Annotated in this window: 23 protein-coding genes; 11 read left to right on the top strand and 12 right to left on the bottom strand. The window is 58.5% G+C overall.

Going from position 1 to position 22,729, the window contains the following annotated elements; translation table 11 throughout:
• Position 1: 1 nt before the first annotated feature.
• A complete protein-coding gene (locus tag AB4P92_RS03895; protein ID WP_042558747.1) occupies positions 2–355 on the top strand; it encodes a DUF1428 domain-containing protein in 354 nt (117 codons plus the stop codon).
• Between the two features lie 187 nt (positions 356–542).
• Positions 543–1,082, top strand: coding sequence for an RNA 2',3'-cyclic phosphodiesterase (gene thpR / locus AB4P92_RS03890; protein ID WP_395598919.1), 540 nt, complete (start codon positions 543–545; stop codon positions 1,080–1,082).
• 236 nt (positions 1,083–1,318) lie between these two features.
• Here the strand turns inward: thpR and AB4P92_RS03885 are convergent, their stop codons facing one another.
• The 5 genes from AB4P92_RS03885 to AB4P92_RS03865 form a co-directional block, all read right to left on the bottom strand.
• The gene (locus tag AB4P92_RS03885) at positions 1,319–2,416 is read right to left on the bottom strand and encodes a polyamine ABC transporter substrate-binding protein (RefSeq protein WP_042558749.1); all 1,098 of its coding nucleotides are present in this window, start codon (positions 2,414–2,416) and stop codon (positions 1,319–1,321) included.
• Positions 2,417–2,568: 152 nt separating this feature from the next.
• Positions 2,569–3,444, bottom strand: a complete 876-nt coding sequence (locus AB4P92_RS03880; protein ID WP_042558750.1) for an ABC transporter permease subunit — start codon at positions 3,442–3,444, stop codon at positions 2,569–2,571.
• Positions 3,441–4,322, bottom strand: a complete 882-nt coding sequence (locus tag AB4P92_RS03875; RefSeq protein WP_164488122.1) for an ABC transporter permease subunit — start codon at positions 4,320–4,322, stop codon at positions 3,441–3,443. The genes AB4P92_RS03880 and AB4P92_RS03875 overlap by 4 nt, the downstream gene beginning before the upstream one ends.
• A gap of 29 nt (positions 4,323–4,351) precedes the next feature.
• Positions 4,352–5,494, bottom strand: a complete 1,143-nt coding sequence (gene potA / locus AB4P92_RS03870) for a polyamine ABC transporter ATP-binding protein (RefSeq protein WP_042558752.1) — start codon at positions 5,492–5,494, stop codon at positions 4,352–4,354.
• A 370-nt stretch (positions 5,495–5,864) separates the two neighbouring features.
• A complete protein-coding gene (locus AB4P92_RS03865; RefSeq protein ID WP_395598918.1) occupies positions 5,865–6,626 on the bottom strand; it encodes a gamma-glutamyl-gamma-aminobutyrate hydrolase family protein in 762 nt (253 codons plus the stop codon).
• A gap of 282 nt (positions 6,627–6,908) precedes the next feature.
• On the opposite strand from AB4P92_RS03865, the gene AB4P92_RS03860 reads away from it, so the two are divergent.
• The 4 genes from AB4P92_RS03860 to AB4P92_RS03845 all read left to right on the top strand — a co-directional run bounded on the left by AB4P92_RS03860 (position 6,909) and on the right by AB4P92_RS03845 (position 12,274).
• Positions 6,909–8,285 (top strand): glutamine synthetase family protein, encoded by a 1,377-nt coding sequence (locus tag AB4P92_RS03860; RefSeq protein WP_047300717.1) that lies wholly within the window; start codon positions 6,909–6,911, stop codon positions 8,283–8,285.
• 174 nt (positions 8,286–8,459) lie between these two features.
• Complete coding sequence (locus AB4P92_RS03855; RefSeq protein WP_047300718.1) at positions 8,460–9,950, top strand: aldehyde dehydrogenase; 1,491 nt, start codon at positions 8,460–8,462, stop codon at positions 9,948–9,950.
• Positions 9,951–10,002: 52 nt separating this feature from the next.
• Entirely contained in the window at positions 10,003–11,286 is a 1,284-nt protein-coding gene (locus AB4P92_RS03850; protein WP_042558756.1) for an FAD-binding oxidoreductase, read from the top strand.
• A gap of 439 nt (positions 11,287–11,725) precedes the next feature.
• Positions 11,726–12,274 carry a cupin domain-containing protein gene (locus AB4P92_RS03845; RefSeq protein WP_042558757.1) on the top strand — a complete coding sequence of 183 codons (549 nt, stop codon included), beginning with the start codon at positions 11,726–11,728 and terminating at the stop codon, positions 12,272–12,274.
• 261 nt (positions 12,275–12,535) lie between these two features.
• On the opposite strand, the gene AB4P92_RS03840 is transcribed toward AB4P92_RS03845, so the two are convergent.
• The 4 genes from AB4P92_RS03840 to AB4P92_RS03825 all read right to left on the bottom strand — a co-directional run bounded on the left by AB4P92_RS03840 (position 12,536) and on the right by AB4P92_RS03825 (position 14,808).
• Complete coding sequence (locus AB4P92_RS03840; RefSeq protein ID WP_273878565.1) at positions 12,536–12,871, bottom strand: hypothetical protein; 336 nt, start codon at positions 12,869–12,871, stop codon at positions 12,536–12,538.
• Positions 12,864–13,364 carry an Hcp family type VI secretion system effector gene (locus tag AB4P92_RS03835; RefSeq protein ID WP_395598917.1) on the bottom strand — a complete coding sequence of 167 codons (501 nt, stop codon included), beginning with the start codon at positions 13,362–13,364 and terminating at the stop codon, positions 12,864–12,866. The genes AB4P92_RS03840 and AB4P92_RS03835 overlap by 8 nt, the downstream gene beginning before the upstream one ends.
• A 214-nt stretch (positions 13,365–13,578) precedes the next feature.
• Positions 13,579–13,869 (bottom strand): hypothetical protein, encoded by a 291-nt coding sequence (locus AB4P92_RS03830; RefSeq protein ID WP_047300721.1) that lies wholly within the window; start codon positions 13,867–13,869, stop codon positions 13,579–13,581.
• Positions 13,870–14,376: 507 nt separating this feature from the next.
• The gene (locus AB4P92_RS03825; protein ID WP_261736843.1) at positions 14,377–14,808 is read right to left on the bottom strand and encodes a hypothetical protein; all 432 of its coding nucleotides are present in this window, start codon (positions 14,806–14,808) and stop codon (positions 14,377–14,379) included.
• 222 nt (positions 14,809–15,030) lie between these two features.
• Between AB4P92_RS03825 and AB4P92_RS03820 the strand changes: the two genes are divergently transcribed.
• From AB4P92_RS03820 to AB4P92_RS03800, 5 genes are all read left to right on the top strand, one after another.
• A complete protein-coding gene (locus AB4P92_RS03820) occupies positions 15,031–15,453 on the top strand; it encodes an HD domain-containing protein (RefSeq protein WP_042558761.1) in 423 nt (140 codons plus the stop codon).
• Between the two features lie 142 nt (positions 15,454–15,595).
• Positions 15,596–16,615, top strand: a complete 1,020-nt coding sequence (locus AB4P92_RS03815; RefSeq protein WP_395598916.1) for an AbrB family transcriptional regulator — start codon at positions 15,596–15,598, stop codon at positions 16,613–16,615.
• A gap of 49 nt (positions 16,616–16,664) precedes the next feature.
• Positions 16,665–17,213: a hypothetical protein gene (locus AB4P92_RS03810; RefSeq protein ID WP_395598915.1), complete on the top strand. Its 549-nt coding sequence runs from the start codon at positions 16,665–16,667 to the stop codon at positions 17,211–17,213.
• A 29-nt stretch (positions 17,214–17,242) separates the two neighbouring features.
• The gene (locus AB4P92_RS03805) at positions 17,243–18,466 is read left to right on the top strand and encodes a hypothetical protein (RefSeq protein ID WP_395598914.1); all 1,224 of its coding nucleotides are present in this window, start codon (positions 17,243–17,245) and stop codon (positions 18,464–18,466) included.
• A gap of 104 nt (positions 18,467–18,570) precedes the next feature.
• Complete coding sequence (locus AB4P92_RS03800; protein WP_395598913.1) at positions 18,571–19,020, top strand: hypothetical protein; 450 nt, start codon at positions 18,571–18,573, stop codon at positions 19,018–19,020.
• Here the strand turns inward: AB4P92_RS03800 and AB4P92_RS03795 are convergent.
• Genes AB4P92_RS03795 through AB4P92_RS03785 form a run of 3 tightly spaced genes read right to left on the bottom strand, consistent with a single transcriptional unit; the run spans position 19,005 to position 22,690 of the window.
• Complete coding sequence (locus tag AB4P92_RS03795; RefSeq protein WP_395598912.1) at positions 19,005–20,030, bottom strand: DUF2955 domain-containing protein; 1,026 nt, start codon at positions 20,028–20,030, stop codon at positions 19,005–19,007. The genes AB4P92_RS03800 and AB4P92_RS03795 overlap by 16 nt on opposite strands.
• Positions 20,020–21,144 carry an HlyD family secretion protein gene (locus AB4P92_RS03790; RefSeq protein ID WP_395598911.1) on the bottom strand — a complete coding sequence of 375 codons (1,125 nt, stop codon included), beginning with the start codon at positions 21,142–21,144 and terminating at the stop codon, positions 20,020–20,022. Before AB4P92_RS03790 ends, AB4P92_RS03795 begins: the two co-directional genes overlap by 11 nt.
• Complete coding sequence (locus tag AB4P92_RS03785; RefSeq protein WP_395598910.1) at positions 21,137–22,690, bottom strand: efflux transporter outer membrane subunit; 1,554 nt, start codon at positions 22,688–22,690, stop codon at positions 21,137–21,139. The genes AB4P92_RS03790 and AB4P92_RS03785 overlap by 8 nt, the downstream gene beginning before the upstream one ends.
• Positions 22,691–22,729 lie beyond the last annotated feature (39 nt).

The following is a 22,729-nucleotide window of genomic DNA, read 5'->3' as shown; positions in this document are numbered from 1 at the left end:
CATGGCTTACATCGATATTTTTGTAGCGCCGGTCCCGACCGCCAATCGCGAGCAGTACAAAAAGCACGCTGAAATCGCAGCGGTGATCTTCAAGGAATACGGCGCCCTGAGCGTGGCCGAATGCTGGGGCGATGATGTGCCGGACGGCAAGCTCACGTCGTTCCCGATGGCGGTAAAACTCAAGGAAGGTGAAACCGTCGCGTCCGGCTGGCTGATCTGGCCCGACAAGGCCACTCGCGATACCGGCATGGCGAAAATGATGGAAGACCCGCGCATGCAACCGGACGTCAACCCGATGCCGTTTGATGGACAGCGGATGATCTTCGGCGGCTTCCAGTACCTCATCGAACCTTGAAAAAAAACCCAGCAGGGGTGAGCCTGCCCGGGATTGGGTGGTCGTGCCCACCACGGTTCTTTGCTGAGGACCTCGCGCATGGCGGCCTCCGGTTGATGGCAATCCTTGAACTATAGACCGGTGTCGCGAGTCGTCAGATCAGGCTGTGTAGAATCACGCCGACTACCAGAAACGCAGGAGCCCGGCCATGACCGATGACGCGCACAGGGATGAACCCTCCAAACGCCTGTTTTTTGCGCTGGACTGCCCGCCGGCACAGCGTAAGGCGATTGCACAGTGGCGCGCGGAGTTGGGCCTGAGAACCGGCAAGTCAGTGCCGGCGGACAACTTTCATCTGACGCTGCTGTTTCTCGGCGCAGTGCCGCTGGCCCAGATCGGCGGAGTCTGTGAGGCGGCTGGCAAAGTGGGCACGCCGGGGGAGGTGTTGCAGATTTCACTGGATCGCCTGCAGGTCTGGCACCGTGCCGGGGTGTTGGCATTGGCGCCGGATCAGGCTCCGCAAGCGTTGCTGCGATTAGCCTATGGGCTTGAACAGGCGATGCTGCCATTCGGTTTTGAAGAGACGGCCCACGAGTTTCGTCCGCACCTGACTCTGGCCCGTGACTACCGGGCGCCGGAGCCGGAATCGGCCACGCCGCCAGAGTTTTTCCTGCGTGCCGAGCGCTTTGCGTTGTTTGAATCGCACAAGGGCCGCTACCGGATTCTGCAGGATTGGCCACTGACCTGAGCGACAAAAAAAGGCGCCCGAGGGCGCCTGAAATTCACCTGAGCCGAGGGAGCCAGGTGAGGCCGTTCATATGCAGGATGCAGCGGTGGTAAGGCGCTGCGTGAACGGAAAAGCACTGCACAAAACCAGTGTGGGAGCGAGCCTGCTCGCGAAAGCTGTGGGTCAGGCAATGAATGGGTTAAGTGTGCCGACGCCTTCGCGAGCAGGCTCGCTCCCACAGTTGATTTGCGCTTGAATCACTTGCCGAGTTTCACCCGCGTCCAGCCGCGAGTCATGATCCGCTGGGTCGCAATCGGCTGATCCGGCACCGCATACAGCGTCGCCATCACCGCTTGCGAGGGGTACGAGCCCGGGTCGTTACGGATCGCTTCGTCCACCAATGGCGTCGCCGCCGAGTTGGCGTTGCTGTAGCCGTTGCTGTTGGTGATCTCGGCGATGATGTCCGGACGCATCAAAAAGTCCATGAACAGATACGCATTGTCGACGTTCGCCGCATCACGCGGGATGGCGACCATGTCGTAGAAACTGCCGGCGCCTTCCTTGGGAATGCTGTAGTCGATCTTCACCTTGTTGCCCGATTCCGCCGCGCGGGCCTTGGCCTGCAGGACGTCACCGGAGTAACCGACCGCCACGCAGATATTGCCGTTGGCCAGGTCCGAGATGTACTTCGAGGAATGGAAATACGCCACGTTGGGGCGGATTTTCATGAACAGCGCTTCGGCTTCCATGATGTGCGCCTTGTCCTTGTCGTTCACCGGGTAACCCAGGTAGTGCAGGGCGGCCGGGATCATTTCGGTCGGCGAGTCGAGGAAACTGATGCCGCAGGCCTTCAGCTTTTCAGCGTTTTCCGGCTTGAACAGCAAGTCCCAGGAGTTGGTCGGGGCGTTGGCGCCGAGTACTTCCTTGACCTTGGCCGGGTTGAAACCGATGCCGATCGAGCCCCACATGTACGGGAACGCGTGAGCGTTGTCCGGATCACTGGCGGCGGCATTTTTCAGCAGCACCGGGTTGAGATTCTTCCAGTTCGGCAACTTCGATTTGTCCAGCGGCTGATAGACGCCAGCCTTGATCTGCTTGGCCAGGAAACTGTTGGACGGCACGACGATGTCGTAGCCGGATTTGCCCGCCAGCAAGCGCGCCTCAAGGGTCTCGTTGCTGTCGAAGACGTCGTAGGTCACACGGATGCCGGTCTCGTCTTCGAACTTCTTGACGGTGTCCGGCGCGATGTAATCGGACCAGTTGTAAACACGCAGCACTTTGTCGTTGGCCTGGGCGCCCATGACGATTGCGCCCATTAAGGACAGTGTCAGCAGAGTCCTGCCAAACATTTTCATCGGTACAACTCCATTTTTTTATTCAAAAACACAAAGCCCAAACCTGGTCGACTACGCCCGTTATGTAGGAGCTGTCGAGTGAAACGAGGCTGCGATCTTTTGATCTTCAACAACAAAGGCAAAAGATCGCAGCGTGCCGCAGCTCCTACAGGTTATGCGGTGGCGGCGCGTGGCGGTTGCTGCCACGACTCGTTCGCCGTCTGATCCATCGCTTCCTGAATCGCCCGCTTGCGATTGGCCTCAGCCTTGCGGCCGAAGTACCAGACCAGGAAAGTCACCAGCGACACCGCCAGCAGAATCAGACTCGCCACCGCGTTGATCTCCGGCTTCACGCCCAGACGCACCGCCGAGAACACTTCCATCGGCAGGGTGGTGGAGCCGGGGCCGGAGACGAAGCTCGCCAACACCAGGTCATCCAGCGATAAGGCAAACGACATCATCCCGCCCGCCGCCAGCGACGGCGCGATCATCGGAATGGTGATCAGGAAAAACACCTTGAACGGTTTCGCGCCCAGATCCATCGCCGCTTCTTCAATCGACAGGTCCAGTTCACGCAGGCGGGCGGAGACTACCACCGCCACATAGGCTGCACAAAACGTGGTGTGGGCGATCCAGATCGTGACAATGCCACGCTCCTGCGGCCAGCCGATCAGTTGCGCCATCGCCACAAACAGCAGCAACAACGACAGACCGGTGATCACTTCAGGCATCACCAACGGCGCGGTGACCAGGCCGCCAAACAGCGTGCGACCCTTGAAGCGCGTCACCCGAGTCAGCACGAACGCAGCCAGAGTACCGAGTGCCACAGCAGCAATCGCGGTGTAGCAGGCGATTTCCAGCGAGCGCACCACCGAACCCATCAGTTGCGTGTTGTCGAGCAAGCCGGTGTACCACTTGATCGACCAGCCGCCCCACACCGTCACCAGTTTCGAGGCGTTGAACGAGTAGATCACCAGGATCAGCATCGGCAGATAGATGAACGTCAGGCCGAAGATCAACATGAACTTTGCAAAACCGAAGCGTTTCATCCCCGTGCCTCCATCTCTTTGGCCTGGCTGCGGTTGAACAGCAGAATCGGCACAATCAGGATCAACAGCATCACCACCGCCAGAGCAGACGCCACCGGCCAGTCGCGGTTATTGAAGAACTCTTGCCACAGCACGCGACCGATCATCAGCGTCTCCGGGCCACCCAAAAGTTCGGGAATCACGAACTCGCCCACCACCGGAATGAACACCAGCATGCAGCCTGCGATGATGCCGTTCTTGGCCAGCGGTACGGTGATTTTCCAGAAGTTGTTGAAGTTGCTCGAACCCAGGTCCGACGCGGCTTCAAGCAGACTGCCGTCGTGTTTCACCAGGTTGGCGTACAGCGGCAACACCATGAACGGCAGGTAGGCGTAAACCACGCCGATATACACCGCCGTGTTGGTGTTGAGGATCTCGATCGAGTGATCGGTCAGGCCAGTCCACATCAGGAAACTGTTGAGCAAACCGTTGTTGCTGAGAATGCCCATCCACGCGTAAACGCGGATCAGGATCGCGGTCCAGGTCGGCATCATGATCAACAGCAGCAGGACATTTTGCGTTTCCTTGCCGGTCTTGGTGATCGCATAAGCCATCGGGAAGCCGATCACCAGGCACATCAGCGTGCTCAGCGCCGCGACCTTCAACGACCCGAGGTAGGCCGACAGATACAGCTCGTCTTCGCCGAGCATGGTGTAGTTGCCGATGTTCAGCAGCAGCTGGAATTTCTGTTCGGCGTAGGTGTAAATCTCCGAGTACGGCGGGATCGACAGCGCAGCTTCCGAGAAACTGATCTTCATCACCAGGAAAAACGGCAGCATGAAGAACAGGAACAGCCAGATGAACGGAATACCGATCACCAGTTTTCGGCCACTGGGCACCAGGCGCAGGAATTGCTGATTGAAAGTTCTCATGAGCGCAGTACCACGCCGCTGTCGTCTTCCCACCAGACGTAAACCTTGTCGTCCCAGGTCGGTCGCGCGCCACGGCGTTCAGCGTTGGCCATGAACGACTGGACGATTTTGCCGCCCGGCAATTGCACGTAAAACACCGAGTGACCGCCAAGGTAGGCGATGTCATGCACCTTGCCTTCGGACCAGTTGTATCGGAACTCGGGCTGGGTCGTGCTGACGAGCATTTTTTCCGGCCGGATCGCGTAGGTGACCGACTTGTCCTGCACCGAGGTGCTGACGCCGTGACCGACGTAGATCTTCTGCTGCAAGTCCGGGCTGTGGATGATCGCGTGACCTTCGAGGTCTTCAACCACCGTGCCGTCGAAGGCGTTCACGTTGCCGATGAACTCGCAGACCATACGGCTGACGGGTGCTTCATAGATGTCAATCGGGCTGCCGATCTGCGCGATCCAGCCCAGGTGCATGATCGCGATCCGCTCGGCCATGGTCATGGCTTCTTCCTGGTCGTGAGTCACCATCACGCAGGTCACGCCGACGCGCTCGATGATCTCAACCAGCTCCAGCTGCATTTGCGAACGTAGCTTTTTATCCAGCGCACCCATCGGTTCGTCGAGCAGCAACAGCTTTGGCCGTTTCGCCAGCGAGCGGGCGAGGGCGACACGTTGGCGCTGACCACCGGAGAGTTGATGCGGTTTGCGTTTGGCGTATTGGGTCATGTGCACCAGACGCAGCATTTCTTCAACGCGGGCGTCGATTTCACTGGCTGGCAAACGGTCCTGCTTGAGGCCGAAGGCGATGTTCTGCGCGACGGTCATGTGCGGGAACAGCGCGTAGGACTGGAACATCATGTTGATCGGCCGCTCGTACGGCGGCATGTCGGTGATGTCCACACCGTCGAGCAGAATCCGCCCTTCAGTCGGGCGCTCGAAACCGGCAAGCATGCGCAGCAGGGTCGATTTACCCGAGCCGGAGCCGCCGAGCAGGGCAAAGATTTCGCCCTGATGGATCTCCAGGGATACATCGTCAACTGCGATGGTTTCGTCGAACTTCTTGGTGACACGATCGATCTTCACCAACACCTTTTTCGGTTGCTGATGACCTTCAAGTGCCTTCCTGTAAGTGCTGGAGGCGTTTGCCATGTGAAACTCCCAACAGGTTTCAGTGCCTGGCCAATGTGGCCAGGCTTAAGTGGATTGCAAGCCTGTAAGCACATTCCCGGTCGGATCTGAGCAATACCCTGTGGGAGCTGGCTTGCCAGCGATGAGGCCGTCACCTTCAACATAAAGGGTGACTGACCCACCGCCATCGCTGGCAAGCCAGCTCCCACAGGGTTTTGCATTGATCCAACGGGTACTGCTCATACCGATCCGGCTTGTTCGGCGCCGCCGTCCTGGCTGCCTGGGTCGTACTTGTTGTTATTACGGGTGTTGTTTTTCACGAATGACGGATGTGCGCAGGCACACCCGACTTGCGTGGGGGCAGTAAATCGTCAGGTATTGTTTGCTGATATCAGCGCTGGTTGCGTCGCGCCGCCCGTTGCCGGCAAGCCTCACCGAAGGCCTGAAAAATCTTCAGGTAGTTCGGGTTGTCCAGCACCTGCCACTCTGGGTGCCATTGCACGCCGAGGGCAAAGGTCGGGCTGTGCTCCACCGAGATCGCCTCGATCAGACCATCCGGCGCCACCGCTTCGGCACGCAGGCCGGGCGCGAGGCGGTCGATGCCCTGACTGTGAATGGAATTGACCTGGAACTCGCCGGGCAACTCCAGCGCTTCGAACACGCCGCCGCCAAGCACCGTGACCGCATGAGCCGGTGCGTATTGCACGGCCACATCCGGGCTGTCCGCTTCGCGGTGATCGAGCATGCCCGGCAGCTCATGCACCTTCTGATGCGGGCTGCCGCCAAATGCCACGTTCATCTCCTGGAAGCCGCGGCAAATGCCCAGCACCGGAACGCCCGCCGCAATGGCAGCACGCAATAAAGGAAGGGTCGTGGCATCCCGCGCCGGGTCGTGATCCGTACCGGGTACGCTGGCCGGGCCTTGATAGTGGAAAGGTTCCACGTTTGAAGGCGAGCCGGTCAGCAGCAGACCGTCGAGTTGACCGAGCAGGTCCTCGATTTCAGTCAGGTTACCAAGGGAAGGAATGACCACCGGCAGCCCCTGGGCGCCAACGCTGACAGCACGTACGTACTTGTCGCCGCTGATGTGATAGGGGTGCAGGCCAATCTGTTTGACGCACGCAGTAACGCCGATCAATGGCTTGAATGCCATTTTTATTCACCTCGAAGTTTGACACTTGAACGAGCTTTTCCGGAGCTTAGCGTCGTTGATTTTAATTAACAACTCCCGTGTAAAAAATTCTAAACGCCGCTCATCAAATCTTCATGATTGGCAGGCGTCTGGCGCCTGTTTTGGCACGCAGGTGTCAAGAAAAGCCCTAAAAATAAAGGCTGAGCGGCAGGGTGTTCGCTATTGACTTCACTTTGCCGTTCGGGTTGACTGGCTCGGCGAAACAGCAGTGAACATAATAATTAACAGCTAAATAGGTGCATCATGTCGGTCCCTCTGCGTACCGTTCAACTCAACGAAGCAAACGCATTCCTTAAGAAATATCCTGAGGTTTTGTACGTCGACCTTCTGATTGCGGATATGAACGGTGTGGTGCGCGGCAAGCGCATCGAACGCACCAGTCTTCATAAGGTTTACGAGAAAGGCATCAACCTGCCGGCCTCGCTCTTTGCCCTCGACATCAACGGCTCCACGGTGGAAAGCACCGGCCTGGGCCTGGACATCGGCGACGCCGACCGCATCTGCTATCCGATCCCCGGCACCCTCAGCATCGAGCCGTGGCAGAAGCGCCCAACCGCACAACTGTTGATGACCATGCACGAACTTGAAGGCCAGCCGTTCTTCGCTGACCCGCGTGAAGTGCTGGCTAACGTCGTGCGCAAGTTCGATGAAATGGGCCTGACCATCTGCGCCGCGTTCGAACTGGAGTTCTACCTGATCGACCAGGACAACGTGAACGGCCGTCCGCAGTCGCCACGCTCGCCGGTTTCCGGCAAGCGCCCGGTGTCGACTCAGGTCTACCTGATCGACGACCTCGACGAATACGTCGACTGCCTGCAAGACATCCTCGAAGGCGCGAAAGAGCAGGGCATCCCGGCTGACGCCATCGTCAAGGAAAGTGCCCCGGCGCAGTTCGAAGTCAACCTGCATCACGTCTCCGATCCGATCAAGGCCTGCGACTACGCCGTCCTGCTCAAGCGTCTGGTGAAGAACATCGCCTACGACCACGAGATGGACACCACCTTCATGGCCAAGCCGTATCCGGGCCAGGCAGGTAATGGTCTGCACGTACATATTTCGATCCTGGACAAAGAAGGCAACAACATCTTCGCCAGCGAGGATCCCGAGCAGAACGCCGCGCTGCGACATGCGATCGGCGGTGTGCTGGAGACCCTGCCTGCGCAAATGGCCTTCCTCTGCCCGAACGTCAACTCGTACCGTCGCTTCGGCGCGCAGTTCTACGTGCCGAACTCGCCGAGCTGGGGCATCGACAACCGCACTGTTGCAGTACGTGTGCCGACCGGTTCTGCAGACGCGGTGCGCATCGAGCATCGTGTCGCCGGTGCCGATGCCAACCCGTACCTGCTGATGGCCTCGGTGCTGGCCGGTATCCACCACGGCCTGACCAACCAGATCGAACCGGGTGCCCCAGTCGAGGGCAACAGCTACGAGCAGAACGAACAGAGCCTGCCGAACAACCTGCGCGACGCATTGCGTGAGCTGGACGACAGCGAAGTCATGGCCCGCTACATCGACCCGCTGTACATCGACGTGTTTGTCGCGTGCAAGGAGAGCGAGCTGGCCGAGTTCGAAAACTCGATTTCTGACCTTGAGTACAACTGGTATCTGCATACCGTTTAAAGCCCAGCACCATCCCCTGTAGGAGCTGCCGAAGGCTGCGATCTTTTGACTTTGTTTTTCAGGATCAAGATCAAAAGATCGCAGCCTTCGGCAGCTCCTACAGGGTATCGGGTTACCAGATTTTGATCGGCGGCGTTCGTCCGCTGCTCACCACCCCCTCGTCGAGCCATAACAATGACAACGACCCGCAACGACTGGGAACAACGCTTCCAGTCCCTGACCATTGAATCCCGCGCGTTCATCAACGGTGAATACCGCCCGGCGATCAGCGGCGACACCTTTGAATGCCTGAGCCCCGTTGACGGCCGTTTTCTGGCCTCCGTCGCCAGCACCGATGAAGCCGACGCCAACCTCGCCGTGGAAGTCGCGCGCCAGTCTTTCGAATCCGGCGTGTGGGCCAACAAGGCCCCGGCCGAGCGCAAGCGCATCCTGATCCGCTTCGCTGATCTGATCCTGCAGAACCAGGAAGAACTGGCGCTGCTGGAAACCCTCGACATGGGTAAACCGATCAGCGACTCGATGAGCATCGACATCCCGGCGACCGCCAACGCGATCCGCTGGAGCGCTGAAGCCGTCGACAAGATCTACGACGAAGTCGCGGCCACACCGCACGACCAGCTCGGCTTGATCACTCGTGAGCCTTGCGGCGTCGTGGCGGCCATCGTGCCGTGGAACTTCCCGCTGATCATGGCCAGCTGGAAATTCGCCCCGGCCCTGGCGGCGGGTAACTCGTTCATCCTCAAGCCTTCGGAAAAGTCTCCGCTGACCGCGATCCGCATCGCCCAGTTGGCGCTGGACGCCGGCATTCCGAAAGGCGTGTTCAACGTCCTGCCAGGCTTCGGCCACACCGTCGGCAAGGCGTTGGCGTTGCACATGGACGTCGACGTGCTGGCCTTCACCGGCTCCACGGCGATTGCCAAGCAACTGATGATTTACGCCGGCCAGAGCAACATGAAACGCGTCTGGCTCGAAGCCGGCGGCAAGAGCCCGAACGTGGTGTTTGCCGACGCACCGGACTTGCGCGCTGCGGCGCAAGCAGCGGCCGGCGCCATCGCCTTCAACCAGGGCGAAGTCTGCACCGCCGGTTCGCGTCTGCTGGTCGAGCGTTCGATCCGTGAGCAGTTCATTCCGCTGCTGGTGGAAGCACTGCAAGCGTGGAAACCCGGTCACGCCCTGGATCCGGCGACCACCGTCGGCGCCGTGGTCGATCAGCGTCAACTCGACAACGTGCTGCGTTACATCAGCATCGGTCGCGAGCAGGGCGCCGAGCTGATTGCCGGTGGCCAACGCACCCTTGAAGAAACCGGTGGCCTGTATGTGCAGCCTGCGCTTTTCGATGGCGTGACCAACGCCATGACCATCGCTCAGGAAGAAATCTTCGGCCCGGTGCTGTCGCTGATCACCTTCGACACCGTTGAAGAAGCGCTGCAGATCGCCAACGACAGCATCTTCGGCCTCGCCGCCGGGGTCTGGACCAGCAACCTGAGCAAGGCGCACACCTTTGCTCGTGGCCTGCGTGCCGGCAGCGTCTGGGTCAACCAGTACGACGGCGGCGACATGACCGCGCCGTTCGGTGGCTTCAAACAGTCGGGCAACGGTCGCGACAAATCGCTCCACGCGTTCGACAAGTACACCGAGCTGAAAGCGACCTGGATCAAGCTCTAATTCTTTTACAGCGGCGGTTGCTGGCGTGAGCCGGCGACCCTCGGAGAACCGTATGAAACAACAACACGTAAACAGCTACTACGCCGCCACTCGCAACGAAGTCATCGACTTTCCGACCCTCGAAGAAGCGGTGGATTGCGACGTCTGCATCATCGGCGCCGGTTACACGGGCCTGTCCTCGGCACTGTTCCTCGCCGAGGCTGGCTATAAAGTCACGGTGCTGGAAGCGGCGAAAGTCGGCTACGGCGCGAGCGGCCGTAACGGCGGGCAACTGGTTAACTCCTACAGCCGCGACGTCGACGTGATCGAAGAGCGTTACGGCGACAAGACCGCCGAAATCCTGGGCAGCATGATCTTCGAAGGCGCCGACATCATTCGTTCGCGCATCAAGCAATACGACATCAAATGCGACTACCGTCCGGGCGGTATCTTCGCGGCGATGAACAAGAAACAACTGAATGGTCTGGCCGAGCAGAAGAAAAACTGGGAACGCTACGGCAACCGCAATCTGAAGATGCTCGACGCTGCGGACATTCGTCGCGAAGTCGGCTCCGACGCCTACGTCGGTGGTCTGCTGGACTTGCAGGGCGGCCACGTGCACCCACTCAACCTGGCCCTCGGGGAAGCTGCTGCCATCGTGAGTTTGGGCGGCAAGATCTACGAGCAATCGGCCGCGGTGGAAATCACCTACGGCGAGCCAAATGTCGTGCGCACCGCCAAAGGTCTGGTCCGCGCCAAGTACCTGTTGATCGCTGGCAACGCCTACCTGCCGCAAGGCCTCGACAACCGCGTCACCGCGAAAAGCATGCCCTGCGGCTCGCAAATCGTCGTCACCGAACCGTTGACCGAGAAACAGGCACGCAGCCTGATCACCAACAACTACTGCGTCGAAGACTGCAACTATCTGTTGGATTACTACCGCCTCACCGCCGACAACCGTTTGCTGTACGGCGGCGGCGTGGTCTACGGCGCGCGTGAACCGGACGACATCGAACAACTGATCCGCCCGAAGATTCTCAAGACCTTCCCGCAGCTCAAAGACGTGAAAATCGACTACCGCTGGACCGGCAATTTCCTGCTGACCATGTCCCGCATGCCGCAATTCGGCCGTATCGAGAAAAACGCCTACTACATGCAAGGCTACAGCGGCCACGGCGTCACCTGCTCGCACCTGGCCGGCAAACTGATCTCGGAAATGATCCGCGGCGATGCCGAACGCTTCAACGCGTTCGCGTCCTTGCCACACATGCCAATGCTCGGCGGCCGCACCTTCTCCGCCCCGCTGACCGCCCTCGGCGCCGTCTACTACTCGCTGCGCGATCGTTTCGGCATCTAAGCTAGTAATGTTCAAAATGTGGGAGCTGGCCTGCCAGCGATGGCGCCTGTAAAGACGCCATCACTCCAACTGACAACCACAAAACCTGTGGGAACTGGCTTGCCAGCGATGACGGCCTGACAACCTCCACAAAGCCAACTGACACAAAAGAGATCCAACTGTGGGAGCGAGCCTGCTCGCGAAGAGGTCATATCAGCCAACATCGCCGTCGTCTGACACACCGCTTTCGCGAGCAGGCTCGCTCCCACAGTGACTGCATTACCAAGGCAAGAGCGACTTTTCCCCCACCACCCATCGAACCTGCTGAGCAACACCACCAAACGTGATTTAATAGCCGCCTTTCACGGTTCCGGGACACGGGAGCAACGTGACCCGCGCCCCGGCGCGTCACCCGCCACCCACCCCCATCGCCCTTAAGTCGTTCTTACATAAGGCAGTCATGGATACGGGTTCTCGACTCAAACTAGTACGCGAAAGCTACAAACTCTCCCAGCGCGAGCTGGCCCGGCGTAGCGGCGTGACCAATGCCACCATCTCCCTGATCGAACAGAATCGCGTCAGTCCCTCCGTCAGCTCATTGAAAAAGCTGCTCGAAGGCATCCCGATGTCCCTGGCCGACTTCTTCACCTTCGACCAGCCACCGCGCGAACATCAATACGTCTTCCGCGCCAACGAACAGCCCGACCTCGGCCGCCACGGCCTGCGCCTGCTGCTGATCGGCGCCTCGGTACCAAGCCGCCAGATGCGCTTGCTGCGCGAGCAATACGCACCGGGCGCGAGCTCCGGGGAAGAGCCGATTGTTCACTCGGAAGGTGAGGAGTGTGGGCTTGTGACGCGCGGGACTGTCGAGTTGACCGTGGATGGCTCGGTGAGTGTGTTGAATGCCGGGGATGGGTATTACTTTCCTACGACGTTGCCGCATAAGTTTCGCAATATCGGGGCGGATGAGGCTGAGATTATTAGTGCGAATACGCCGGCTAACTTCTGATTGATGCTTTAGGTAAAAACCATGCGCTGTAAGTAAATCCGACGCCTTGTTGAAGGGCGTCGGATTTTTTTTGACTCGAGGAAAGGTTTGCAGGCTTGTCGGTTTTCATTTGTAGGAAGGCTCTGAATGAGCGCGTGACGATGCAGGGCTGATGGCGTAATGAATTATCCGGCATGGTTACATTGCTTTGCGCTTTTTTTTCGAGGCGAAGGTGTGGCGGACTAGTGAGTGTTCGGGAAATGTGTCTTGCTTCGCGCTCAATTATAAAGGGTGTCCTCGGCTGTTTTTGATTTTGGAAACGCCTGACTCAAACTGAATAGCTCCTGCGATCACGCCTATTCCGTTCTCGATGTAGAAAGCAGATTTCCTTGAAAGCTCTGAATACTCGCTGCTAATTGCATCAAATCCTTGTTTTGCACTAATAACACCTTCATCTACCGCTCGAACAATCTCATTCGCATAAGATGAAACAACCTCGCCAAGCTTGAGTTGGCTGAAGCTATCGTACAACCGAATCGCGCTGATCTGGCACCCGAATGCGACCAGATCGGAAGCAGCCCGGGTAACGTCGTTGATGTCACACGAATCCTCATTCATCTTCATTTTCCCAACGGCTAAAACCGCACGTGCCCGCCTGGAGGTGTGTCCAGCTGATTTCGCGATAAGTAAAGGACACCAATTCTTGCGGCTGGGCGTCGTTCAAGTGGATGGCGTGGGGAACCTGGAGGTTGATGTGGGCGATTTTTGCGCCGGCAATGTGGATTTTGAAGTACTTGTCCTGTGTGCCAGAGGGTGAGGTTCGGTAGAAGAAGATGGTGCAGTCCAGCACTTCACGCTCATGAAGTGCGGCGGACAGCAGTGGTGAGGATTTGTCGATGTTCTTGGTAATCATGATCGGCAAGTGTTGGCCACGATCTGCGGTGACGCCGCCGTTATTGCCGGTGGTCATGTTGTGGGAATAGGCCAGTACCATTATTTCGTCAAGGTGACCCAGTTGGCACCTGTTGCCGATTGAATTAGTGTCGGAACAACCGGCGGAGATCAGTCCTCGTCTGTTTCCGGTAATGCTCATGTAACTGTGGTTGGCCATGGATGCTCTGCTTTGTTGAATGGAAAACTCTTGCTTGAAGAGTAACCGTCCACTAAAGCCGGAACAGTGAGGCGTCGGTGCGCTGTTGCTGATTTTCAGAAGCGTCTTACAAGGGGCGCGGAAGTCAGGAAGTGATTATTCCGAAGTGCCAACGACTTTATCGCTGATTCGATGACCGGGCGTTTATGAAATTGGCACTTTGGCAACGTTTTGGTTATGAGGTGGGCGCGTCGAAGCCTCGCTGTTCGATTACCCGAAACACGTCACTCACGTCTTGCACCATGATTCTGGCGATATTGGTCACGGTGTTGATGTCGTGTTCGGCGTAGTCGGGGAGGCTGGTGCAGGCGATGAGGTCGAGGTATTTGAGGACGGCGTTGAGGCGTTCGGCGAGGCAGGCGTGGAGTTCGCGCAGTGGGGCGTCGGCGTCGATGAGTAGGACGGGGTTGTCGGTGGCGGGATGGGACATGTGGGCGTAGTGGTGGAGCGGTTTTTTGATCGTCATAAGATTGCTCTTCAAATAATTAAGAAGTGCCACCTTTCTGCTGCGAAACAAATGGGTGGCAGCTGTATGCGGGTTCGCAGACCGGAGAAGAGTCAAACCGGCAGACCCGAAGGTCTCCCACACACAGCCGCCATATAACGAAACGGCGGCGGATTTTGCCACAGTTGTCATCTAGCGGTGTGTGTCACTTCTGAGGGCTGCGAAACCCATCGCCAACTGCGGTCAGCGACAGCCCCACTCTAGGCAGCAATTCCTGCCGCCACAACCGACCTGTAGGACGCAAACCCGACCCTGTGGCGAGGGAGCTTGCTCCCACTCGGTGACGCATTCGTCGTAATCCGTGGCCTGCGGCGTGTCTGGAGAAATGAGCTCGCCGGTTTGGGGCCGCTTCGCAACCCATCGGGTATGAATCCCCTCGCCACAAGGGGTGTTTTCCTACGCGTTTTTCAGACTCCAATTCGGTCGATCTCAAGGCATGGCTTTTGTTTGGTGCGCGGGCCACAAACACTACTTCGCCTTCCAATTCCCCCCACCACTTTCACAATCAATCTTCGCCTGCCCCAAATCCTCCGCACCGTAGTAATACGTAGTCACCTGCGCACCATCCGGGATGTTCAACGCCTTGGCGTTTTTATCCTTGCTGGTGGAGTGCGGGTTGGCGAGGGATTCCTGGGTGAGGGTGGCGATGCAAGTAGCCTGGTAGTGGTCGTCGCACTGCTGGACCTTTTTCTTGACGGCGTTGACCATGTCTTTGCTTTCGTTGCTGCACGACCAGTCGATGGCGTTGACCGGCGTTCCTTCGTACTCATAGCAACTGTGTCCAGACACTGTCGGCACGGCGGAGCTGGAGGAACGGGTCTGGACGTCGCAGCCTTCGGCCATGACGCAGGTGGGGATGACGCAGAAAGTAGCGAGCAGAAGCAGGAATCGAATGTTCATCGGTATTTCCTCTTCAATGGCGCCGGTTCTGAGCATTCAGTTGGCGCTATAGGGTTTCGAGAGGGCGTAGATGAAGGAGGTTCAATCGGGTTTTTCATTTGCGCGGTTCGCGTAGACTGCGAAACAATCGGAAACATTCAACGCACCCAAGGAGTGGAAGTTGCCCATGATTGAAATCAACAGTCGCAACGACTCTCCCGCCTCGCGCCAACGGAGATGCTCATGACTCAAACACTCGAACGCGCTATAGCCATCGCCGCCACCGCGCACGCCGGGCAGGTGGACAAGGGTGGGGCGCCGTACATTCTGCATCCGCTGAAAGTGATGCTGCGCATGACCACGCTGGAAGAGCGCATCGTCGCCGTGCTGCACGATGTGGTCGAGGATTGCGAAATCAGTCTCGATGATCTGCGTAAGGAAGGCTTCAGCGAAGAGGTGCTGACGGCGATCCAATCGGTGACCAAGGTGCCGGGCGAATCCTATGAGGATTTCGTCGAACGCGCCGCGCAAAACCCGATCGGCCGGGTCGTGAAATTGGCGGATCTGGAAGAGAACAGCGACCTGTCGCGGATCGCCTCGCCGAGTTGGGAGGATCTGGAGCGGATCGAGAAGTATCGGCGGGCGATTGGACGGTTGCGCTCATAAATTGCGACGCCGTCGTGTAGGAGCTGCCGAAGGCTGCGATCTTTTGACTTTGATTTTAAAAAGCAAGATCAAAAGATCGCAGCCTTCGGCAGCTCCTACATGGGATTTGTATTGGGTCAGTTGAATAGCCAGGAAGGCGAATATGAAATCCATTTTGTGTTTGTTGATCGCCGCCGGGTTTGGCGCGGTGTTGCAGTCCCTCGGTGTGCCTCACGGTTTGCTGTTGGGCTCGATTCTTGTCACGGCATTGGTCGTGACAAAATCGGGTTTCGCACCCGAGACGCCTTATGGGCTGGGTTATATCCAGGTCACCTTGGGCATCGCCACTGGGCTGATGTTCGAGGCGTGGGACAGCGCGACGGCATCGGCCATGTTGCCGAGCCTTGGCGTGTTGCTGATGTGTCTGATCGTGCAGATAGCGCTGGCGGGTTGGTGGCTGACGCGCGGGGCAGGGTGGAATCGCACTGATGCATTGTTGGCGGTGTACCCGGGCGCATTGGCGGCGGTTTTCGATTTGCTCGAGTCGGAAAAGGCCTCGAGCAAAGTCATCATCGTGCACCTGATGCGGTTACTGCTGATCACGGTGCTGGTGAGCTTTTTGATTCCGGGGCAGGTGTCGGTTGCTGCTGTTGAAAGCGATCCGTTGACGACGGGGATGGCGCTGACCGTATTCGCGGTAATCGGCTTGAGCGTCTTGCTCGGTCGATTGCTGCTGGTGATCGGCGTACCGGCGCCGTTCATGCTCACGGCGATCATCATCACGGGGGTTTTCGTCAAATCAGGGTGGCTGCACGGCTTTCACATGCCGGAGTGGAGTTTGAATCTGGCGGCACTGATTCTTGGCGTGCGAATCGGCTCGCGGTTTCAGGGGCTGGGCGTCAAGGAATTGGGTCGACATGGCCGCACGGCGCTGGTCTCGGTCGGGTTGATGATCGTGGTCGCGGCGGGATTTGCGGAAGTGGCGGCGCGATTTTTGGACAGTGATCCGCTGTCGCTGTGGCTGGCGTATATGCCGGGGGCGATCGAGACGATTGCGATTGTCGCGTTCGCGGGTGGACTGAATGTGGTGTTTATCCTGACTCATCATCTGGCGCGGATGGTGCTGCTGCACTTCGCCCCGGCGTTGTTAGTGCAGGTGCGCAGGGGACGCGAAGGCGCCTGATGATATGGTTCACGCCTGGACATTGACCCCGGCTTAACAAGTGATTGCAATGAACTGGCAATTAACCATCGGATTCAAGGAGGAGGGCTCTATGCCGCACATTTTTAAATTGCATCGTGAAAGTCTCAAGCGAAAGTATTCGGTTTATGTGGTAGTGGCCAAGGGTGAAAAGGATATTCAGTTATACGTTGGCAAGGTCGGGGATAATCGCGATGGCTGCAATCCGTTGATATCGCGTTGCGGCAATCATTTTTCGTATAACCAGATTCACAGCCAGGTGCGAAATAAAATTATCGATCATGAAGATCGTGATTACACCTATGTCTTTGAGCCTATTGATGACTATCCGGCGGGCAAAGAAAGTCGGCGTGAATGCATCGATAAAATTAATGAGTTGGAGCGTTGGCTGAATAAGGAAATCCAGGTTTTGGTCAAAGGCAAGGAAAATGTAATCCTGATTAACCCTTACTCCGGAAAACACGTCTCATCCCACGCTGAACGCAGTAAACGCCAGGCATTACGAACGGATGGTTTGGCAGCAGTGATCAACACTCTGGTCGCTGCGGTGGCATCTGAAATTGTAACTGCTCAGGGTTGAGCAGTTTTTCTGAATGGATTGTTTTGAAGATGGCAAAGAGTTTCGCGTATACGTCGCAATGGGGTGGGTACTCTGACAAGGTAACGGCAAAGCAAGTTGAACGTCGTCGCCTGAAGGAATTCAACGGGCAACCCACAGGGCAGAGTTTTTACAGCTCTCACAAACCTGGCAGTCGAAAGCCGGTCAAGCATGTGATGAAAGGTGATACCAGTTTTTTTGCTTACATAAACAGTGAAGGTATCGGTGGCGGTGTAGGTGGCGAGTCCCTGAATCATCAATTGTTCAAGGAGGCGCTACTGACGATCGAAACGACGAGGCTGAGCCTAATTTTCAATTCGGGCACCCGGGCTCAACGTCGGGAAAATATCACCGTTCAGTTCACCCATGCGGAGTCAGAGAAACGGTTGGTGACGGCGGCTCAAGGGCACCGCTGCGTTGATGTATATCTGAAGTTCGAGACGGACAGCCACATTGGCCGCAAGTGGGAGGGTGAACTTCATTTGGAAGTGCGCAGCACTCACGCAGTAGATGCAGAAAAGCAGACCGAACTCAGGGCCCTTTCTGTGCCCGTGGTGGAAGTCGATATTCCTGAAATTTTTATTTATAAGTTTTCCGATGAGCGAACAACGGATGAACGTGAAGCGGCCCACAAGATGTTCATCAAGAATGTTCTCGAGGGACCGAAAGGCTTCCTGAAATGCGTGGTGTTAAGCAATCCAAGTTCCAAACCTTACCTCGAAGAGCAGGTTGTTCTTCTGCAGAATACGCTGAATGAACAACGAATAAAAAGCGCAGAACTGGAAGGGACGTGCACCGAGCTTTCACAGCGATTAGAGGTGGCAAACAACACGCTGAGTGTATCTGAAGCCAATGGCGTAACTCTGCAGGCGCAGTTACGGGCGTTGAATGACAGGCACACAATGACGTCGCGCCAGTTCATCACAGCCAACAATACGCTTGGCGAGACAGAGGCTGCGTATCTCCAATCCAGGGCTGAGATCAGTCAGCTCACCGAAACATTGGAAAAGCGCACGGATGAGCAGAAAAATACGTTGGAAGCTTTTAACAAACTGAAAATGGCTTTCAATGCACTGGCTCAACAAAAACAACGATATGTCGTCCGTAGTCGGCGACTGGGGATAGCGTTAGCCTGCTTATTGATCATCGGCTGCGGGACTGCCTGGTTGTTCGCGTCGAGCGTAAACATGTCAAACGTTTTCAAACAGGTTAGTGGGGCCTTGGCCTGGTTCTGAAGCCGCAATGGCTGCCGAGGGCCGGGCGCAAGGAGATGGGCGGGGGAACTACACTGTTGATCTGCCTGCACTTGACGGTGCGGCCCCCCCAGTTGGAGATCATCATGAATCGCCTGCCATTCTTCAGCCTGCTCATCTTCGCAACCTTCACTACAACTCCTGCCCAGGCAGAGTCCATCGTTCCCCTGAAAGGCCAGTCTTCTCAACAAACCCAGATCGACATCAACGACTGCCACTCCATCGCTTCGTCTTCGCCGACTTCAACACCCCAAGCGGGTGGTCGTCTGAAGGGGGCCGCTGTCGGTGCCGCTGCCGGAGCAGTAGGTTCTGAAGTCCGCGGCCGTCAACACGACGAGGTTTACGACCGCGTCGACGATGATCGCAAACAGGATTACCGACAGAACCGGGCCCAGCAAACCGCCGCGGCCGGTGCGGTAGTCGGTGGCTCTCGACAGCGGCAAGAACGTCGCGCGCAGAGCAAAACCGATGCAGCGGCCAGTTCCAGTGCCTACGCCGGGTGTTTGCAAGGACGCGGCTATCAGGTCACGCCCTGACGGCGGGTTCTGTGCCCTTGGAGCAGGTGCATCATCAATACGCCGTAAAGCGTAACCAGAATAAACAGGGCCATGCGCACGGCAAACGCTGTGTAGACGTCTTTGCCTGCTGCGCTGTCCTGCACTGATTGGCCGAGCAGGATGATCATTGTTATCAGGGTGTTGAGCCAGAACCCCGGGCTGAGTTGCGTCGGGCTGAGGCGATAGAGTTTGCGCGCCAGCCATAGTCCGATCAGCAGCATCCACAGAAAGAACATCCACAGGTGCACGAAAAGGCTTAATCCGCACCACACCAGCACCGCCAAAACGCCGGCGAGCAGGGTCGAACCGAGCAGTTCACGCCCCGCGTGATGAGTGTTGGTCGTGGAGCTTTGTTGGCCGAGGCTGACAGCTTTGAGGATGATCGGCATGTAGCTTGCCGGGTCGCTCAGGGCCAGCAAAAAGGTTGGCAGCACGATCAGCGTGGCGCGCAGGGCCACACGTGGGACTTCGTCGCCGGGCATGGCGGGCGGCTTGGGTGGGAGCGGGCTATCAGGCCGCTCAGGAAACAGCGCGTGGCTGACGCCGACCACCGCCACCGCCAGCAACAGGCCTTTGACCAACGCACCAATCACCGCCATCGCCAGATCGAATTCGGCGAACCCGGCGGCGGAGATCATGGTCATGCCGATCACCAGAAAGGTCACGATCAACGGGTTGCCGCCGCGCAAGCCAAAGCGGAACACCAGAAACAGACCGAGGCCGATCAACAACACGCCACTCACCGGGTAGTAACGCAGCAGCGGCGTCAGCAGCAGCCCGATGCTGGTGGTGAGCGCCGCGACCAACGCCAGCACCAGCGCACCTTTGAGCGGCAATGGCCGGGGCAGACTGGCCAGCAACAACACCGCCAGCACCGGCGAAATAAACGCCAGCGGCAGCGCCAGCGCATAACTCACGGCGGTGCACAGCGCGGTGCCGAACGCCAGGCGCAACGCCCGTTGCGCCGGGACGCTGCGCTCAGTAGGCATACGACAGCCAGCTCATCAGCCCGACAAACAGCCGCCCCAGCGGATTGAGCGGGTTACCTTCGGTGGGGAAGGCCATGACTTCAGCCTGACCACCGGCACGGATCGCGCGGTTGTCGACCAGGCGTTTTTTCGCCTCCTCAGTGAACTCGATAATCACCGGAAAACGCTGCGCCGGACGCAGCCAGTCGCGGCTGTTCTGGATACTCGGCAAGGTGCCCGGCGCTGGCGTCTGGCCGACGCTGACGCCATAGCCGACGCTGCGCACTCGGCCATTGAGGACTTCGCCGGGCAGCGCGTCGAGGACGATGGCCACCGGTGTTCCGGGTTGCACGCGGCCGAGGTTGTTTTCGGTCAGATCGGCGCTGATCCACACATCATGAATGGCGATCAAGGTCATCACCGGGCTGCCGACAGCGGCGAACTGGCCGACATCGGTGCGCAGGTCGGTGATCAACCCGGCCGAACGTGCGCCGATGCGAGTGTTGGCCAGATCCAGTTCGGCTTTGGCCAGTGCCGAGGCCGCGCTGCGCAGCTGCGCGTTGGTGTCGGTGTTGCCACCTTCCTGCTCCTGCGCGCGCTGCACTTCGGCCCGGGCGGCGGCGACCTGGGCGACCGCCTGTTCGCGGTTGGCTCGCGACACTTCGAGCAAACGCACGGAGATGGTGCCCGGATCCTGTTTGTACAAACCTTCGAGGCGTTGATTGTCTTGCCGCGTCTTGAGCTCGTTGGCTTGCGCGGCACGCAGCGAGGCCTGCGCCGAAGCGATGCCGGCGGTGCTGGCGCCGACCTGACGGCGGGTCGATTCCAGATCGGCTTTCGCCCGATCCACGGCGATTTGCAGCGGCTGCGGATCGAGCTCAAAGAGGACGTCGCCAGCCTTGACGTCTTGGTTGTTGCGCACGTTGACCCGGATCACCCGGCCGGCGACTTCCGCCGCCACCGGAATCACGAATGCGCCGACCCGCGCCTGCTGGGTGTAGGGTGTGTAGCGGTCGGCGAGCAGGTACCAGGCCAGGCTCAGCACAATCAACAGCAGCACCCAGCGGATGCCTTTTTTGGCCGGATCGGTCGGGGTTGGCGTGGGCGCCGGAGGGGGAGGTGCGGCGTCAGTCATGGCGGCGGTCCTGCGACGGGAGTGGATACAGCGGTTGGGCGGGCGGCGCGGTGAGCAAGTCGCCCCAATTAGTGCGTTGTTGCATCTGTTGGCGGGTCGGTTCGTCGATCTGCGGCGAAGTGGCTTGCCAACCGCCGCCAACGGCTTTGTAGAGAGCGATCAGGTTGCTCACGGCGTTGCTGCGACTGACCAGATAGTTGTCCTGCAATTCCAGCAGCGCGCGTTGCGCGTCGAGCACGCGCTGGAAGTCCGAATAGCCTTCGCGATATTGCGTGTTGGCCAGCACCAGTGAACGCCGCGCGGCACCTTCTGCCTCCCGCAGAATCCGCTCGCGTTCGAGCGCTTTGCTCAAGCCACTGGCGGCGTCGTCGGCCTCGCGTGCGGCTTGCCGAACCTTGTCGCGATAGGCTTCGATCAGTTGCTGCAAGCGTGCGTCCTGCACCCGTATGTTGTTGCGGATACGCCCGTAATCGAAGATGTTCCAGCGCAGGCTCGGCCCGCCGATCAGGTCGAGGCTGCGCGGCGTAGCGCTGAGGGAGTCGGTAGACCAGACGATGCTGCCGAGCAAGGTCAGCGATGGATACAGATCGGTTTCAGCGACACCGACCAGCGCCGATTGCGCGGCGACATTCAGTTCCGCCGCGCGCACATCCGGACGGCGCAGCAGCAGGTTGGCCGGTACGTCTTGCAGCACGGCGCGATCCACCAACGGAATCAGCCCCGGTTGTTCGGCCAGCAACGCCGCGCCACCGGGCGGCTGACCCACCAGCACCGCCAGCGCATTGCGCGTGCGCAGCAGCTGATCTTCAAATGCCGGGATGCTGCTCAGCGTGCCAAGGTATTGGGTTTTCGCCTGTTGCAGATCGAGTTCAGCGCTCTGGCCGCTGTTGAAGAGTTTTTCGGTGATCTCGAAATTACGCTTCTGCTGGACAGCGTTTTCCCGCGCGACGCGCAGCCTTGCTTCAGTGGTGCGCAGGGAAAAGTAGGTGTCGGCGACTTGTGCACGCAGCAATACGAGGGCGTCTTCGTAGTTGGCTTGCGCGGCGAAATATTGGGCATCGGATGACTCGATGGCGCGACTGAAGCGGCCCCAGAAATCCAGTTCCCAACCGACATCAAACGCGGCGCTGTGCTGCCAGAAGTGCAGATCCTGCGGATTGTTGCCGCCGGACTGGTGACGGTCGATGTAAAGGCTGTCGACGCCGACCTGTTGCAATTGCGGGTAGCGGCCGCTTTCGGCGATACCCAGTTGTGCGCGGGCTTCGAGAACTCGCAGGCCTGCGATTTTCAGACTGCTGTTGCGCGCATCGGCTTCGCTGATCAGGCGATCCAGCACCGGGTCACCGAAGACTTGCCACCATTGGCGCAGATCGGGATGGGCGGCGCGTTCACTGGCCTGCTCCAAGGCCGTGCTGTTCCATTGTTTGCTCCATGCTTCGGCGGGCGGCTGGAAATCCGGCCCCAGGCGCACGCAACCGCCCACACTCAAGACGCAGAGCAATAACAAATGACCGGATCGCGTCAGCAGTGCTGTTGTTGCAGGCATTGCTTGTTTCCCGGGCCGTAAATATCAGTGGAGCATAGA

Origin of the sequence: Pseudomonas sp. A0308, from assembly GCF_044218815.1 — a bacterium.
GTDB lineage: Bacteria > Pseudomonadota > Gammaproteobacteria > Pseudomonadales > Pseudomonadaceae > Aquipseudomonas > Aquipseudomonas iridis.
Note: the sequence above shows the minus strand (reverse complement) of the source record. Positions and strands in the feature narration are given on the sequence as shown.

Coding starts and splice junctions, on each gene's coding strand:
- AB4P92_RS03885 (WP_042558749.1), bottom strand. CDS start 2,416: ATGAAAATGTTTGGCAGGACTCTGCTGACACTGTCCTTAATGGGCGCA.
- AB4P92_RS03815 (WP_395598916.1), top strand. CDS start 15,596: ATGAAATCCATTTTGTGTTTGTTGATCGCCGCCGGGTTTGGCGCGGTG.
- AB4P92_RS03825 (WP_261736843.1), bottom strand. CDS start 14,808: ATGAACATTCGATTCCTGCTTCTGCTCGCTACTTTCTGCGTCATCCCC.
- AB4P92_RS03860 (WP_047300717.1), top strand. CDS start 6,909: ATGTCGGTCCCTCTGCGTACCGTTCAACTCAACGAAGCAAACGCATTC.
- AB4P92_RS03785 (WP_395598910.1), bottom strand. CDS start 22,690: ATGCCTGCAACAACAGCACTGCTGACGCGATCCGGTCATTTGTTATTG.
- AB4P92_RS03840 (WP_273878565.1), bottom strand. CDS start 12,871: ATGAATGAGGATTCGTGTGACATCAACGACGTTACCCGGGCTGCTTCC.
- AB4P92_RS03830 (WP_047300721.1), bottom strand. CDS start 13,869: ATGACGATCAAAAAACCGCTCCACCACTACGCCCACATGTCCCATCCC.
- AB4P92_RS03850 (WP_042558756.1), top strand. CDS start 10,003: ATGAAACAACAACACGTAAACAGCTACTACGCCGCCACTCGCAACGAA.
- AB4P92_RS03790 (WP_395598911.1), bottom strand. CDS start 21,144: ATGACTGACGCCGCACCTCCCCCTCCGGCGCCCACGCCAACCCCGACC.
- thpR (WP_395598919.1), top strand. CDS start 543: ATGACCGATGACGCGCACAGGGATGAACCCTCCAAACGCCTGTTTTTT.
- AB4P92_RS03835 (WP_395598917.1), bottom strand. CDS start 13,364: ATGGCCAACCACAGTTACATGAGCATTACCGGAAACAGACGAGGACTG.
- potA (WP_042558752.1), bottom strand. CDS start 5,494: ATGGCAAACGCCTCCAGCACTTACAGGAAGGCACTTGAAGGTCATCAG.
- AB4P92_RS03855 (WP_047300718.1), top strand. CDS start 8,460: ATGACAACGACCCGCAACGACTGGGAACAACGCTTCCAGTCCCTGACC.
- AB4P92_RS03810 (WP_395598915.1), top strand. CDS start 16,665: ATGAACTGGCAATTAACCATCGGATTCAAGGAGGAGGGCTCTATGCCG.
- AB4P92_RS03895 (WP_042558747.1), top strand. CDS start 2: ATGGCTTACATCGATATTTTTGTAGCGCCGGTCCCGACCGCCAATCGC.
- AB4P92_RS03845 (WP_042558757.1), top strand. CDS start 11,726: ATGGATACGGGTTCTCGACTCAAACTAGTACGCGAAAGCTACAAACTC.
- AB4P92_RS03880 (WP_042558750.1), bottom strand. CDS start 3,444: ATGAAACGCTTCGGTTTTGCAAAGTTCATGTTGATCTTCGGCCTGACG.
- AB4P92_RS03805 (WP_395598914.1), top strand. CDS start 17,243: ATGGCAAAGAGTTTCGCGTATACGTCGCAATGGGGTGGGTACTCTGAC.
- AB4P92_RS03795 (WP_395598912.1), bottom strand. CDS start 20,030: ATGCCTACTGAGCGCAGCGTCCCGGCGCAACGGGCGTTGCGCCTGGCG.
- AB4P92_RS03820 (WP_042558761.1), top strand. CDS start 15,031: ATGACTCAAACACTCGAACGCGCTATAGCCATCGCCGCCACCGCGCAC.
- AB4P92_RS03865 (WP_395598918.1), bottom strand. CDS start 6,626: ATGGCATTCAAGCCATTGATCGGCGTTACTGCGTGCGTCAAACAGATT.
- AB4P92_RS03800 (WP_395598913.1), top strand. CDS start 18,571: ATGAATCGCCTGCCATTCTTCAGCCTGCTCATCTTCGCAACCTTCACT.